Source organism: Streptosporangium sp. NPDC048047 (assembly GCF_040653115.1).
Taxonomy (GTDB): domain Bacteria; phylum Actinomycetota; class Actinomycetes; order Streptosporangiales; family Streptosporangiaceae; genus Streptosporangium.
Genome location: NZ_JBEZNH010000004.1, coordinates 58,613 through 72,810 on the forward strand (window position 1 = coordinate 58,613; position 14,198 = coordinate 72,810).

Annotated in this window: 16 protein-coding genes; 4 read left to right on the plus strand and 12 right to left on the minus strand. The window is 73.1% G+C overall.

The genetic code is table 11. From position 1 onward, the window contains the following. Window positions 1-7: 7 nt before the first annotated feature. The 5 genes from AB0D67_RS04870 to AB0D67_RS04890 all read right to left on the minus strand — a co-directional run bounded on the left by AB0D67_RS04870 (window position 8) and on the right by AB0D67_RS04890 (window position 4,151). A complete protein-coding gene (locus tag AB0D67_RS04870) occupies window positions 8-670 on the minus strand; it encodes a roadblock/LC7 domain-containing protein (protein ID WP_362929980.1) in 663 nt (220 codons plus the stop codon). A gap of 58 nt (window positions 671-728) precedes the next feature. After that, window positions 729-1,712, minus strand: coding sequence for a hypothetical protein (locus AB0D67_RS04875; RefSeq protein ID WP_362929982.1), 984 nt, complete (start codon window positions 1,710-1,712; stop codon window positions 729-731). Window positions 1,713-1,716: 4 nt separating this feature from the next. Beyond that, window positions 1,717-2,094 (minus strand): roadblock/LC7 domain-containing protein, encoded by a 378-nt coding sequence (locus AB0D67_RS04880; RefSeq protein WP_362929984.1) that lies wholly within the window; start codon window positions 2,092-2,094, stop codon window positions 1,717-1,719. A gap of 163 nt (window positions 2,095-2,257) precedes the next feature. Continuing rightward, the gene (locus AB0D67_RS04885) at window positions 2,258-3,469 is read right to left on the minus strand and encodes a DUF4032 domain-containing protein (protein ID WP_362929986.1); all 1,212 of its coding nucleotides are present in this window, start codon (window positions 3,467-3,469) and stop codon (window positions 2,258-2,260) included. A gap of 34 nt (window positions 3,470-3,503) precedes the next feature. Continuing rightward, a complete protein-coding gene (locus AB0D67_RS04890) occupies window positions 3,504-4,151 on the minus strand; it encodes a class II aldolase/adducin family protein (RefSeq protein WP_362929988.1) in 648 nt (215 codons plus the stop codon). A gap of 103 nt (window positions 4,152-4,254) precedes the next feature. Here AB0D67_RS04890 and AB0D67_RS04895 point away from each other — a divergent pair, with 103 nt between their 5' ends. Both AB0D67_RS04895 and AB0D67_RS04900 read left to right on the plus strand, forming a co-directional pair. Then, window positions 4,255-4,545, plus strand: a complete 291-nt coding sequence (locus AB0D67_RS04895; RefSeq protein WP_362929990.1) for a 4a-hydroxytetrahydrobiopterin dehydratase — start codon at window positions 4,255-4,257, stop codon at window positions 4,543-4,545. 89 nt (window positions 4,546-4,634) lie between these two features. Beyond that, window positions 4,635-5,345: a hypothetical protein gene (locus tag AB0D67_RS04900; protein WP_362929992.1), complete on the plus strand. Its 711-nt coding sequence runs from the start codon at window positions 4,635-4,637 to the stop codon at window positions 5,343-5,345. Window positions 5,346-5,411: 66 nt separating this feature from the next. Here the strand turns inward: AB0D67_RS04900 and AB0D67_RS04905 are convergent, their stop codons facing one another. The 7 genes from AB0D67_RS04905 to AB0D67_RS04935 all read right to left on the minus strand — a co-directional run bounded on the left by AB0D67_RS04905 (window position 5,412) and on the right by AB0D67_RS04935 (window position 12,152). After that, window positions 5,412-6,740 (minus strand): adenosylmethionine--8-amino-7-oxononanoate transaminase, encoded by a 1,329-nt coding sequence (locus AB0D67_RS04905; protein ID WP_362929994.1) that lies wholly within the window; start codon window positions 6,738-6,740, stop codon window positions 5,412-5,414. Then, window positions 6,733-7,896, minus strand: a complete 1,164-nt coding sequence (gene bioB, locus AB0D67_RS04910; RefSeq protein ID WP_362929996.1) for a biotin synthase BioB — start codon at window positions 7,894-7,896, stop codon at window positions 6,733-6,735. The genes AB0D67_RS04905 and bioB overlap by 8 nt, the downstream gene beginning before the upstream one ends. Before the next feature lie 209 nt (window positions 7,897-8,105). After that, on the minus strand, window positions 8,106-9,077 hold the full coding sequence (locus tag AB0D67_RS04915; protein WP_362929998.1) for a pirin family protein: 972 nt from the start codon (window positions 9,075-9,077) through the stop codon (window positions 8,106-8,108). 84 nt (window positions 9,078-9,161) lie between these two features. Beyond that, complete coding sequence (locus tag AB0D67_RS04920; RefSeq protein ID WP_362930000.1) at window positions 9,162-10,112, minus strand: hypothetical protein; 951 nt, start codon at window positions 10,110-10,112, stop codon at window positions 9,162-9,164. Continuing rightward, entirely contained in the window at window positions 10,109-10,429 is a 321-nt protein-coding gene (locus AB0D67_RS04925) for a hypothetical protein (protein ID WP_362930002.1), read from the minus strand. The genes AB0D67_RS04920 and AB0D67_RS04925 overlap by 4 nt, the downstream gene beginning before the upstream one ends. Window positions 10,430-10,578: 149 nt before the next feature. After that, entirely contained in the window at window positions 10,579-11,427 is an 849-nt protein-coding gene (locus AB0D67_RS04930) for a fused MFS/spermidine synthase (protein ID WP_362930004.1), read from the minus strand. A 161-nt stretch (window positions 11,428-11,588) separates the two neighbouring features. Continuing rightward, entirely contained in the window at window positions 11,589-12,152 is a 564-nt protein-coding gene (locus AB0D67_RS04935; RefSeq protein WP_362930006.1) for a carboxymuconolactone decarboxylase family protein, read from the minus strand. Between the two features lie 337 nt (window positions 12,153-12,489). Here AB0D67_RS04935 and AB0D67_RS04940 point away from each other — a divergent pair, with 337 nt between their 5' ends. Both AB0D67_RS04940 and AB0D67_RS04945 read left to right on the plus strand, forming a co-directional pair. Further along, complete coding sequence (locus AB0D67_RS04940) at window positions 12,490-13,164, plus strand: hemolysin III family protein (RefSeq protein WP_362930008.1); 675 nt, start codon at window positions 12,490-12,492, stop codon at window positions 13,162-13,164. 299 nt (window positions 13,165-13,463) lie between these two features. Beyond that, window positions 13,464-14,063: a hypothetical protein gene (locus tag AB0D67_RS04945; protein WP_362930010.1), complete on the plus strand. Its 600-nt coding sequence runs from the start codon at window positions 13,464-13,466 to the stop codon at window positions 14,061-14,063. Window positions 14,064-14,198 lie beyond the last annotated feature (135 nt).

Consider the following 14,198-nt stretch of genomic DNA (forward strand, 5'->3'; position numbering starts at 1 on the left):
ACTCCGATCAGTGGGGTGTCGATGTGCGGGACGTGAGGGCGGCCATTCTCACCGCCGTCTTGCGGCCCTCCAGGCGCAGCAGCCCGAGGTTGGTCCCGGGCCGGGCGAGCACCGTGAGGACGATCGTGGGGCCGGCGGCGTAGAAGGCCGCGTAGCCGTTGTCACCGGAGATCAGCGTCTCCTCGAAGGAGCCCTTGTCGGCCATGGCCGTCAGCCGGCTGCTGAGCGCGAGCACCGCGGAGGACAGCGCGCCGATCTGCTCGGTCTCACCTCGCAGGTCGCTCGCCAGCGTCAGGCCGTCCACGCTGCAGGCGATGCTTCCGTTCACCTCCGGCACGCGCTCGCGCAGCAGCGCCATCTCCTCGTGCAACCGGTCGCGCAGCAGGGCCAGCTCCCGCCGGGCCCGCTCGCGGCGCGACACCCCCTCCCCGTCCGGCGCGGAAGGGGCCTGCGCGGGGGACGCCGGTACGGTGCCCGGCGTGCCCGGCGTGCCCGGCGTGTCCGCTCCGGACGGTCCGGACGGTCCGGACGCTCCGGCGGCGGGTCCGGGAGACTCGGCGCCGGACTCGCGGAACGGCACGACGTCCCGGTCGCGGGACGCGGCGGGATCCGGGTACGGCCGGTCGCGCGTCGGCAGCGTCGCCTGCGGTTCCCGGTCACGCGCCTCCACCGGCGGTCTCCTTCCGATCAGCTTCAACGTCCGCAACCTCAGCGGCATCGGGACGAGCTCATGTCAGTGCCTCCAGTGCGTTCCTCAGCCGGATGAGCAGGTTCACGTCGGCGGGGTCCCCGGTCGCCGCGGGGAGCCACCGCGCGGACGCGGTGCCCCCCGCGGCGCCGTCCCGGGGTTCCCCGCCCGCCCGGGGCTCCCCGGTGGTCTTCGGGCGCCGCGGCAGCGCCGGCGGGGCCGACGGCGTCTGCGGCGTCTGCGGCGTCTGCGGGGGTGACGGCGCCTGTGAAGCCCGCGGCGTCTGCGGGGGTGACGGCGCCTGCGGGATCCGGGACGCCGGTGCCCCCGTCCCGGAGACGGGCGCGACCCCGGGCCGTTCGCCCGGTTCCGGGACGCGGAGCAGCCCCGCCGCGGCCAGCCGCCGTACGGCGAGCAGCACCGAGTAGGCGGGCCGGCCGAGTCTGCGCGCCAGTTCCGCGGGGGTGGCGGCGGAGTCGGCCGCGACCAGGACCTCCCACTGCAGTGAGGTCAGCACCACCCGCTGGGCGGGGATGCGGGCCAAGGGGACGACCGGGAGCGTGTCCAGCTCGCCGGACGGCCAGGCACGGTCCAACTGGGCCCTCCTCCGCTCGCACTCCCGGGACAGCCCGGCGACGTCGAAGTACCACTGGGGTCCGAGCCAGTGCCGGTCCCCGGAACGGAACCCCTTCCGGTGCGCGGCCGAGCCGGACAGGAAGTACGCGGCGTCGAGCACCGCGCTCAGCACGCAGAACTCCAGCTCGCCGCGGGTCAGCACGCCCTGCCCGACCAGCCGTTCACCGCCCGGCCGGTCCTCGGTGGCCGCCTGCCTGGCCTGCCGTACGGCCTGCGCCGGGATCCTGTCGCCCGCGGTCAGCAGGTCCTCCAGCCTCGGGACGGCCGGGGTCTCGGCGTAGGTCACCCGGCCGTCGGTCAGGTAGACCGTCCCCGCCTCGTCCAGGCGCAGTGCGCCGGTGACGCGGTCCTCGGCCAGGTCGCTGAGAACGCTCTCCATCGTCGGCATGGCGTCACGTCGTGACGAGTCGGCCGGAAATGGACCGCAGGCGGTGGCGGGCGAGAGCGAGATTCGAGCGTTCAGGGTCAAGGCGGACATAAATCACCAGCGGGCCGTCGAAGGCCGTTTCCATCGGCCGGAGTAAATGATGTCCGTTATCCGCGGTTACGATCATGTCGTTTATTCGGATCGTTCCGCCGGGTGAATTCAGGGCGAGGCCGTCCATCGCGGCCCGCAGGGTCTCGCTCAGCGCGGCGGCCGCCCCGTCGACGTCCTCGTCGCGGCCGCCGCCCACCGCCACCGCCATCCCGCTGGTCTGGTCGATCAGCAGCGCGTCCAGCGCGCCGGGGATGGCCATGGCCTCCGTCACACAGTCTTCGATTCCGAGCACGGGATCTCCCTCGCCGACGACTCCAAGACGTCGCCCGGTCAGCGTAGGGACATTCCTGAGGAAGGAAGCTTTCTATGTGAAAGATAGATATGTCAGGAGGTGATATTTCCCATCCGAGGATAAGGATGTTCATCCCTAGGGGGGAAACATCATCCACCCCGGCTCATTCATCGGAGATGAGCGCCTCCTCATCCGGCTTGTGAACGAGAACGTGCTTCACGTACGACTCCACCGCGGCGGTCAGCCCGACGTCGCCGCCGGCCTCCTCCGACAGGAACCAGCGGTGGTCCAGCACCTCGTGGAAGAACTGGGCCGGCTCCAGCTTGCCGCGCAGCTCCCCGGGGACCGCGTCCACCGTCGGCAGGAAGACCTCCGCGAGCCAGCGGTGCGCCACGATCGCCTCGTCCTCGTGGCGCAGGCCGTGCGACACACGGAAGGAGTCGAGATCGTTGAGCAGCCGCCTGGCCTGGTTCTCCTCCACGTCCAGGCCGGTCAGGCGCAGGAGCCGGCGCTGGTGGTGGCCGGCGTCCACGACCTTGGGACGGACGATCAGCCGCCCGGTGCCCGCCTTGCGGCGGACCATCATCTCGGCGACGTCGAAGCCCAGGGAGTTCAGCCGGCGGATGCGCTGGTCGATGACGTGCCAGTCCACCTCCTCGATGATGGCGTCGGAGGTGAGCTCGTCCCACAGGCCGTGGTAGCGGTCGCGGGCCGAGCCGGCGACCTCCTCGGGGTCGATGGAGGGGTGCAGCAGGCCGCCCGCCTGGAGGTCCAGCATCTCCCCGAAGATGTTGACGTGCGCCACGTCGATGTCGTACAGGCGCTGCCCCTCGCTGATCATCGGGTGCAGCTCGCCGGTCTCGGCGTCCACCAGGTAGGCGGCGAACGAGCCCGCGTCCCGGCGGAACAGCACGTTCGACAGCGAGCAGTCGCCCCAGTAGAACCCGGTCAGGTGCAGCCGCACGAGCAGTACGGCGAGCGCGTCCAGCAGCCGGTTGAGCGTCTCGGGCCGGAGCGTGCCCGACATGACCGCGCGGTAGGGCAGCGAGAACTGCAGGTGACGGGTGATGAGCGCGGAGTCCAGCGGCTCCCCGTCCGGGCCGGTCCGCCCGGTGACCACGGCCACCGGCTCCACCGCCGGGGTGTCCATCCGGTGCAGGTCCCACAGCAGGCGGTACTCCCGCTTGGCGTAGTACTCGCTGATCTCCTTGATCGCGTAGACCCGGCCCGACAGGCGGGCGAAGCGCACGACGTGCCGCGAGATGCCCCGCGGGAGCGAGACGAGGTGGTGCTCGGGCCACTCGGCGAGCGGCCGGTCCCAGGGCAGCCGGATCAGGTCGGGATCGCCGGGGGTGCCGGTGAGCTGCAGGGGCATGGGTCGAACCTCCGACGGGGGTGGGGCGGGCCGGTCAATCGCCGCGGCGCGGGAACTCCGGGGGATTCCGGGAACGGTGGGTCACCGCGGCGAGCTGCTCCTCGGTGAGCACCCGGGGCTCGCCCATGGACCTGGCGCGGACGTAGACCTCGCAGAGCCACTCCAGCAGCCGGGCCGCCTCGAAGGCGGCCTCCAGGTCGTCGCCGACGGTGACCCCGCCGTGGTTGGCCAGCAGCGCGGCGCGCCTGCCGTCGAGCGCGGCCCGGACGTTGGCGGCCAGCTCGGGCGTGCCGTAGGTGGCGTATCCGGCCACCCGGACGACGCCGCCCAGCAGCAGGGTGTTGTAGTGGATCGGCGGCAGCTCGGTCATGGTCGTGGCGATCACGGTGCCGAAGGTGGAGTGGGTGTGCACCACGGCCCGGACGTCGGCGGAGGCGTACACCGCCAGGTGCATCGGGGTCTCCGAGGACGGCTGGAGGTCCCCGTCGACCAGGCGGCCCCCGACGTCGACCACCGGGCACGACTCCGGCTCCAGCCGGTCCAGGGCGCCCCCGGCCGGGGTGACCGCGACCAGGTCGCCCGCGCGTACGCTGAGGTTCCCGGACGTCCCGAGCACAAGTCCGGTCTCGACCACCCGGCGGCCGTACTCACACAGCAGGCGCCGCTGCTCCGCCAGCAACATGCGATCAAAGTAGGCGTTCGCGGCGAAAGGCGGCAAACCCGGTCCACGCACCGGACGCCGGGCCGTACCCGCGCGGCCGTCCCCGGTGTGATGTCATGGCCCGATGGACCCGCTTGACGACTCCGCCGTGACCCGGAAGATGAACGACGTACCCGAATGGTGGCTGGAGGGCCATGAGATCTGCCGCGTGATCGAGGCCCGCGACTTCCCCACCGCGATCCGCATCGTCGACGAGATCGCCGTCGAGGCGGAGAAGCTCAACCACCACCCCGACATCGACATCCGCTGGCGCAAGCTCAGCTTCGCCCTGACCACCCACGACGCGGGCGGCCTGACCGAGCTGGACTTCACCCTGGCCGCGCGGATCGACGAGATCGCCGCCTCCCACGCCTGACGGCGACGGGAACGGCGAATACCATGCGTGATCATGCGGTCACTCAATAGAGTGGCCGCCCACGCCGTATCCGCCGAAGGAGATGCCGTATGCGTGCCGCCGTCGTCGTCCTCGCCGCCGCCGGGCTGCTCTGCGCGGCCTGCGGGGAGCAGCGGGAGGTGGCGTCCCACCCGGTGGGCCACATCCCCGCCCAGGACCCCATCCCGGCCCAGGACCCGCCCCCGGCCGCGGTCCGTCTCTCCGGAGGCGGAGTGCTCACCGCGGCCGCCCCCAAGGCCACGGCGATCGTCTACGACGCCGCACTGGCGCCGCCCGGCGCCTCGGTCCAGGTGACCGCCGAGTCGGGGTCGGTGTTCGCCGTCACCACGGCCACGGTCAGCGGCTTCCTCCCCGGCCGGACGTACGGCGCGCACCTGCACGTCGATCCCTGCGGGAAGAAGCCCGCCGCCGCCGGCCCGCACTTCCGGCGACCCGGTGGCCCCGGCCACTCACATCCCGGCACGGGCCACGGGCCCGGGGCGAAGGCCGGTCACGGGCATGACGCGAAGGGCGGTCACCCGCGTGCCGACGCGGGGCACGGGCACGAGACCGCCGGGGCGAGCGCCGCCACCGAGTTCTGGCTCGACTTCACCACCGACGCCACCGGGGCGGCCACGGCCACCTCCCGGCAGGACTGGGCGTTCACCCCGGCCCATCGGCCCCGCTCCCTCGTCATCCACGCCGAGCCCACCAAGGCGTCCGGCCCCGACGCCGGCGCGGCCGGCGCCCGCGTCGCCTGCGTCACCCTCATGCCGAGCTGACCGAGCCGCGCCTCGCCCGCGTCACCCTCATGCCGAGCCGACCGCCGTACGTCGCCCGCGTCACCCTCATGCCGAGCCGACCGCGCCGGCGGCCGCCACGAGCGCGGCCGTGATCCGGGCCAGATCGGCGTCATCGGTGACGTAGGGCGGCATGGTGTAGATCAGGTCGCGGAACGGCCGGATCCACACCCCGTGCCGTACGGCGGCGCGGGTCGCCGCGGCCCGGTCCGCCTCCCGGTCGAGCTGGATCACCCCGATCGCGCCGAGGACCCGCACGTCGCGGACGCCGTCCAGCTCACGGGCCGGGGCCAGCCCCGCCCGCAGCCCGGCCTCGACCCGCTTGACCCGCGCCTCCCACGCCCCGTCGCCGAGCAGGTCGAGGGAGGCGCAGGCCACGGCGGCGGCCAGCGGGTTGGCCATGAAGGTGGGCCCGTGGGCGAGCACGGGATATTCCCCGCGGCCGATGCCGTACGCCACCTCCGAGGTGCACAGGGCGGCGGCCATGGTGAGGTAGCCGCCGGTGAGGGCCTTGCCCACGCACATCACGTCGGGCGAGACGGCCGCGTGGTCCGCGGCGAAGAAGGCGCCGGTGCGGCCGAAGCCGGTGGCGATCTCGTCGAAGACCAGCAGCACGTCGTGGGCGTCGCACAGCTCGCGCAGCGCCCGCAGGTAGCCGGGGGAGTGGAAGCGCATGCCGCCGGCGTTCTGCGCCACCGGCTCGACGACGACCGCCGCCAGCTCGTGCGCGTGCCGTCCGATCAGATCGGCCAGGTGGGCGAGATAGGCGGGGTCGGGTTCGGCGTCGAACCCCTGGGGCGGCGCGTCGGCGAAGACCTGCCGCGGCAGCACCCCGGTCCACAGGGCGTGCATCCCGCCCTCGGGGTCGCACACCGACATCGGCAGGAAGGTGTCGCCGTGGTAGCCGCCGCGCCAGGTCAGCAGGCGGTGCTTGGCGGGCCGCCCGAGCGAGCGCCAGTACTGCAGGCACATCTTGACGGCCACCTCGACCGACACCGAGCCGGAGTCGGCCAGGAAGACGTGCTCCAGCGGATCGGGGGTGAGCTCCACCAGCCGGGCGGCCAGCCGGATCGCCGGCTCGTGGGTGAGCCCGCCGAACATCACGTGGCTCATCCGGCCCAGCTGGTCGCGGACGGCGGCGTCCAGCGCCGGGTGGCCGTATCCGTGGATGGCGGCCCACCACGACGACATGGCGTCGATCAGCTCGGTCCGGCCCTCGACGGGCTCGGCCAGGCGCAGCCGTACCCCGGAGGCGGACTCCACCAGCAGCGGGGCCTCCTGCCCCGGCATCGGCCCGTACGGGTGCCAGACGTGCGCCCGGTCCAGCTCCAGCAGCCGCGCGACGTCGCCCCGGGCGGGCGTACCGGGCTCAGGCATTGGGCGGCAGGCCGGTGCCCGCGCCGCGACGGCGCAGCGCGACCAGGTCGGTGCGGGCGGGCGCCGGGGAACCGGCGGCGCCGGTGGACGCGTCGGCGGCCGTGCCCTCCCGATCGGCGGCGGGGGCGGGGGCCGTGTCGCCGTCCCGGGTACGGCGGTGCTCGGGAAGCGACGGCTCACCGGCCTGCTCGACCTCGAAGCCCGCGTCGGCGATCATGTCGAGGTCGGCCGCGCCCGGCTGCCCCTCGCTGGTGAGGTAGTCGCCCAGGAAGATGGAGTTCACCACGTGCAGGGCGAGCGGCTGGAGGGTTCGCAGGTGGATCTCCCGGCCGCCGGCGAGCCGTACCTCCACGTCGGGGCAGACGAACCGGGTCATCGCCAGGATCCGCAGGCAGTGCTGCGGGGTCAGCGTCCAGTTCTCCGACAGCGGGGTGCCCTCGAAGGGGATCAGGAAGTTCACCGGCACCGAGTCCACGGCCAGCTCGCGCAGCGCGAGGACGGTGTCCACCAGGTCCCCGGGGGTCTCTCCCATGCCCGCGATCAGCCCCGAGCAGGCCGACAGGCCCGCCTCGTGGGAGCTGCGCACCGTCCGGACGCGGTCGGCGAAGGTGTGCGTGGTGCAGATCTCGCCGTAGACCTCCTCGGAGGTGTTGAGGTTGTGGTTGTAGGCGTCCACTCCGGCCTCGCGGAGCCGGGTGGCCTGCCGGTCCGACAGGAGTCCCAGGCAGGCGCAGATCTCCACGTCCGGGGCACGGTCCTTGATCGCCGCGATGGTGTCGGCCACCCGCTCGACGTCGCGGTCGGTGGGCCCGCGCCCGCTGGCCACCAGGCACACGCGCTTGGCGCCGCCCGCCACGCCCGCCTCGGCGGCCTCCGCCGCCTCCTGCGGTTTGAGCCAGCTGTACTTCAGGATGCCCGCGGTCGAGCCGAGCCGCTGGGAGCAGTAGGAGCAGTCCTCCGGGCACAGGCCGGACTTGAGGTTGACGAGGTAGTTGAGCTTGACGCGGTTCCCGAACCACCGCCTCCGCACGCGCCCCGCCGCGGCGACCACCGCCAGCAGGTCGTCGTCGGAGGTCGCCAGCACCGCCAGCGCCTCCTCGCGTGTCGCGGACTCGCCGCGCATGCCCTTGTCCACCAGCCGGGTCAGCAGATCCATGGAACCGATCTTCGGACCCGGCGCCGGTCAGCCCAATGGCCGGACCGGACAAAGGTCCGGCCGTGAAGTTTGTAGGGCGCTGTGCGGGGCGGGGAGGTATCGGGCCTCGGAGACGGCCGGCGGGGACCGGCCGGAGCGGGGCGGGCAGACCTCGCTCCACGAGCCGCCCATGGCCTGGCCGGACCCGTCCCCGCGCGGCCCGGTGTGCCCTACAGGCCGCCCCCGGACATTCCGTGCACGGCCGGGATCGTGCCCAGCCGGCCTCTCTGGAAGTCCTCGAACGCCTGCTGAAGCTCTTGCCGGGTGTTCATGACGAACGGGCCGTAGTGAGCGATCGGCTCCCGGATCGGCCGCCCGCCCAGCAGCACGACCTCCAGGTCGGGCGTGTGGGAGTCCTGCTTCTCGTCCGCGCGGACGGTCAGCGAGCCGCCGCCGCCGAAGACCGCGGTCTGGCCCAGGTGGATCGGCCGGCGCTCGGCGCCGGCCGCCCCGCGGCCCGCCAGGACGTACGCGAGGCCGTTGAAGTCCTCCCGCCACGGCAGCGTGATCTCCGCACCCGGCGCCAGCGTCGCGTGGATCATGGTGATCGGCGTGTGCGTGACGCCGGGGCCCTCGTGGCCGTCCAGTTCGCCCGCGATGACGCGCAGGAGCGCGCCTCCGTCCGGGGAGGTGAGCAGCTGGACGCTGCCGCCGCGGATGTCCTGGTAGCGGGGGGTCATCATCTTGTCCCTGGCCGGGAGGTTCACCCACAGCTGGAGGCCGTGGAAGAGCCCGCCGGACATGACCAGGTGCTCCGGCGGAGCCTCGATGTGGAGCAGGCCGGAGCCGGCCGTCATCCACTGGGTGTCGCCGTTGGTGATCGTGCCGCCACCGCCGTGGGAGTCCTGGTGGTCGAAGACGCCGTCGATGATGTAGGTGACGGTCTCGAAGCCGCGGTGCGGGTGCCACGGGGTTCCCTTCGGCTCCCCGGGCCGGTACTCCACCTCGCCCATCTGGTCCATCATGATGAACGGGTCCAGATGGCGGTGATGGATCCCCGCGAACGCCCGGCGGACGGGGAAGCCCTCACCTTCGAAACCGCTCGGTGCGGTCGTCACGCCGATCACGGGGCGCGGCACGGCGTCCGCCGGCGCGGCCACGCGCGGCAGGGTCAGCGGGTTCTCGACGGTCACGGCGGGCATTTACGGCTCCTTCCAAAGAACTCGTTGACGTCAACTCAGTTGATACTTCAACTATTCCGTGCCGGACAGGCGCGGGTCACCGGGTCATCCGGGGGCCTTGCCGCGCTGTGCCGTACCGATGAAGAGCTTGCCGGCGAGCTGCTCCGGGGTGGGCGCCAGGTCGGTCCCGGTTTTTCCGCTCAGCGCGTTGTAGGTGACGGTGTAGGAGGTCGACCCGGTGTAGTAGGAGGCGAAGTCCCCCAGGTCGTTGTTCCGGAACACCCGGGACAGGGGGCCGGCCTTGGTGAGGTCCCAGACGCCGAAGAAGACCAGGCAGGAGGCGAAGTCCTTCATGGTCGCCACCGCGTTGTCCTCGAAGGAGCCGGGGCCGTCGCCGAAGGCCGCCTTCGTGCCGATCGACAGGGCGGTGTCGCCGAGCGCGAAGAAGGCGCTCCCCGCGACGTACGTCGCCGCCTTCTCCCGCACGATCTGCGCGACGTGCCGTTCGAGGAGCTGCCCGATGAGCCGGGCCCGCATCCGCCGGTACAGGCGTTCGGCGGCCCACTTGACGGCGGCCGTGCCGGGCCCGCCCAGCCACGGCCAGGATCCGGCGAACGCCAGCTGCGCCATGCTCGTCGCGGCCAGGACCTCCAGGGCGTGCCGGGTCGCCTCGACCGCCTCCGCGTACCCCTCGCACGCCTCGGCCGTCATCTCGCAGTGGGCGGCGACGGCCCCCGCGTACTCCTCGAAGGAGAGGCGGACGCCCTCGTCCCCGCCGCCGGCGGGGCGCGCGGCGACGGCCAGCAGGCCGCCCTGCCAGAACCGCCGGAACGCCGTGCTGCCCTCGCCGGGGTGGTCCCGCCACATCCGCGCCGCCACCGGGTCGAGGGCGTTCGCCGCTCTCCGGACCCGCTCGCCGAGCGACCTCCAGACGGCCGCCGCGGCGCGCGCCCCCTCCGGGTCGCCCTCCGGCCAGTGCTCGTACACGTCATAGGCGACGAGGGCCGCCATCCCGGTGAGGCCCAGCGGGTACAGCGCCGGGCGCCCGAGCCTCACCACGGCATCCGCGGCACGTGGGAGATGGCCTCCCACTCGGCGGCCTCGACGTTCGCTCCCATGGTGAAGATGCGGTCCCCGATCCGGACGCAGAGGCCCCCGAGCGCGTGCGCCTCGCCCATGACCCCCTCGGCCATATGCCGGTAGCCCGGTGATCCGGAGTCGCCGTGGTAGAAGATCCTCCCTGCCTGGTCGTCGCCCCAGAAGTTCCCCACCGCGTACAGCTCGTTCGCCTCGGCGACGGCCGCCTCGGTCAGCTCGGCGCCCTCCGTCGTGAAGGGTCTCGCGACGGACTGCTTCACGGCGTCGGGAGACATGATCATGTACGGTACAAAACCCTCTTTACCCATATGAAAATAGTATATTGCGATCACCGTGACGCCTCCCCGGCGGTGGCCGGTGGCCGGGGTCCGGCCGTCCGCCGCGCTCCGCCCTCAGGGGTTCGGCCGTTCGCCGCGCCCCGCCCTCAGCCGAACACGCCCGGAGGCGGGACCGGGGTGACCACCGGGTCGCCGTCACGCAGCGGTGGCGCTCCGGCGACGAAGTCGGTCAGCGCCCTGCCGTACACGCACCTGGCCTGGGTGAGACCTCCCGCGCTCCGGCGGGTCAGGCCGTCGGTGGGCAGCTCGGCGCGGGACGCGGCGACGATGAGGTTGCCGAAGCGGCGTCCCCGCAGCACGCCCGGCTCGGCGAGCAGGGCGGTGTGCGGGAAGACGCCGCCGACGGTGGCGAGCAGCCGGCGGGCGAAGGCCAGGCCCTTGCCGTCGGCGACGTTGACGAGCAGGGTGCCGCCGGGGCGCAGGACGCGGACGACGTCGTCCATGTACTCGCGGGTGGCCAGGTCGAGCGGCATCGTGGCGCCGCTGAAGGCGTCGAGCACGAACAGGTCGGCCGAGGCGTCCGGCAGCGCGGCGGTCGCGGTGCGGCCGTCGAGGATCCTGACCTTGAGCCGGGGCACCGACTTCAGGCGGAGCTGGTCCCTGACGAGCTGGACGAGACCGCCGTCCGGCTCGACGACGATCTGCCGCGACCCCGGACGGGTCGCGGCGACGTAGCGGGGGAGCGTGCAGGCGCAGCCGCCCACGTGCACGGCGTCCACCGGCCCCTCCGCGAGGAGGTCGATCACGATGGCCATGAGCTGGACGTACTCGAAGTCGAGGTACGTGGGGTCGTCCAGGTCCACGTAGGACTGGGGCACGCCCCCGGAGGAGATCACCCACCCGGTGGGCCGGTCGAGGTCGGCCAGGAGCTCTACCTCGCCGAAGGTGACCGGGTAGCGGCCCGGCATCGGCTCCCGTGGTTCCCGCCTGCTCATGGCCCGCGGCCCGCCTCTCCTGGTGCATCGTCTCCCGGCCGTCCATCCTTCCAGGTCCGCTCGCCCTTCCGGGTGAACGGGCGTCCCGCCGGGCGGCTCGCGTTCCCGGGGTGAACGGGCGTCCCGGCCGGGCTCGCGCTTCGGGCTGAACGGGCGTCCCGTCAGCTCGGCTCGCCCTTCCAGGCGAAGGGCCGCAGCGAGGGGTCGAGGGGTGCGGCGGTCATCCGGTTGGCGAAGGTGGAGATCGTGTAGGCGCCGACCCCGAGGACGACCTCCAGGGCGTTCCTGGGGGTGTGGCCGGCGTCGAGGAAGGCGCGCATCTCCTCGTCGGTGACCGCGCCGAGGCGGTCCATGACCGCGAGGGTGAACAGCCGCAGCGACTCCAGTCGGGGTTCGGAGAGAGGCTTGCGCTCCCGCAGGCTCTCGACGAGCTCGGCGGGCGCCTCCTGCCCGGCCAGCGCGGCGGTGTGCATCGCCACGCAGAGGTGGCAGGCGTTGCGGGTGGCGACCGTCATGACGACGACCTCGCGGTCGAGCGGGGTCAGGGAGGTCTGCTCGAAGGCGGCGTTGGCCGCGAGGAATCCCTTGAGCAGGTGCGGGGCCTCGGACATCAGCGCCACCGCCGCGGGGAGGTGGCCGAACTTGCGAATGGTGGCCTCCATGGTGGGGCGGGCCTCGGCGGGGGCGCTTTCGAGGGTGTGGGGGACGAAGAGGTCGTTGGTCACGGGATGGCTCTCTTCCGGTGTCGGGGGTTCCCTCCGGGCCCGGTGAGCGGGTCGCGGAGTGGAGACGGGGGCGGGACGGGGCCGGCGGCCGGGAGGGCCGCGCGGGGACGACCGGGCGGCTCCGGGCACGGGTGACCGATGCGCCGGATCCGAAGGTCAATCAGGTTGTCCATATGGTAAACCAGGTTGTCTTTATGGGCAAGGCGGTTCCGCGCGGATGGCCGGGGATGGCGACGGGGCCGACGCCTGATGGTTCGGCGCGGGCGGCCGGGGGAGGCTTCGGCGGTGTAGGGAAGGTCACAACCTACGGCTACGTAACTTACGCTACCGTAGGTTCATGAGCTCGACCGGCACCCAGAGACCGTCCATCTCCATGTCGATCAAGCCGCGGCTGCGCGGCTGGCTGCACGCCGGGGCGCTTCCCGTCGCGATCATCGCCGGGTACGTCCTCGTCGCCCTGGGCCCCACCCTGCAGGCGCGGCTCGCCGCCGCGGTCTACGCGATCACCTCGGGCCTGCTCTTCGGCGTCTCGGCCACCTACCATCGCGGCACGCTCTCCCCGCGGCTGGAGAGGGTGCTGCGCCGCCTGGACCACGCCAACATCTATCTGATCATCGCGGGCACCTACACCCCGTTCGCGCTGCTCGCCCTCGACGGTCCGGCCCGTGTCGTGGTGCTGGCCGTGATCTGGGCCGGCGCGATCGCCGGGGTGCTGTTCCGGGTGCTGTGGATCTCCGCCCCGCGCCTGCTGTCCACCGCCCTCTACATCGCGCTGGGCTGGACGGCGGTGTTCGTGCTGCCCCAGCTCCTGTCCGGCGCCGGGGTGGCCGCGGTGGCCCTGGTGATCGCGGGCGGGCTGCTCTACACCGCGGGCGGTGTGGTGTACGGCCTGCGCCGTCCCGACCCCTCGCCCCGATGGTTCGGCTTCCACGAGGTCTTCCACGCCTTCACCGTCGCGGCCTACGTCGTCCAGTACGTCGCCGTCTCGCTGGTGGTCTACGGAGCCTCCTGACGTGCCGGCCGTCCACGGAGCCTTCGCGCCGGGCGGCCTCCCGGTCCGATCGGCCCGTTCGCCCGCTCCCGCCCCCTCCCGCCCCCTCCCGCCCGCTTCCAGGGCTCGGCCCGCGGCGAGCGCCAGGCGGCGGACGGCCCGTGTGGGCGGTGAGTGACCAAGGTCCCGGATGGACGGGACCTCCGCCGCCCCGGAGTGAGCCGTATGGCACCTCCGGCAAAGGCGATGCAAAGGATTTGATGGAGACGTACCAGGAGAGCAGGGAACACCGGCAGCGGCCGGCGACGAAGGAGCCCCCCATGGCAGCCACCGCGCACCACCACACCAACCGCAAGCTCACCCACCGGCCCGCCGCCGTGGCCACCCCGACCCGGGACGACGCCGTCACCACCGCCGGGGAGACCCCGGCCACGGCGCGGCCGGCCGCCTACGCCTGGGCCGCGGCCCGGATCGGCATCGGCTGGATCTTCCTGTGGGCCTTCCTCGACAAGGTCTTCGGCTGGGGCTTCGCCACCCCCGCCGACCGCGCCTGGCTCAACGGCGGCAGCCCCACCACCGGCTTCCTCAAGGGCGCCGGCGACAACGCCCTCGGCGGCCTGTTCGGCGCCCTGGCGGGGCACGCCTGGGTCGACTGGCTGTTCATGACCGGCCTGCTGGGCATCGGCGTCGCGCTCGTCCTCGGCGTGGGCATGCGGATCGCCGCCGCCGCCGGCACCCTGATGCTGGTGCTGATGTGGGCCGCCGAGCTGCCGCTGGCCAACAACCCCTTCCTGGACGAGCACCTGGTCTACGCCGCCGTCCTCATCGGGCTGGCCCTGGCCGGCGCGGGCGGGACCCTGGGTCTGGGACGGTGGTGGGGCGCCACCGCCCTGGTCCGCCGCCTGCCGATCCTGAGGTGAGACCCGTCCCCGTCCGGCGCCCGCCCCCGCCCCCGGGGCGGGCGTCGGCATGTCCGGACGGGCGCGTGCCGGGAAGCGGGAGGATCGGGACGGCGCGGGTACGTCCGGCAGGAGCGTGCGGGACGCGAGCGAAGA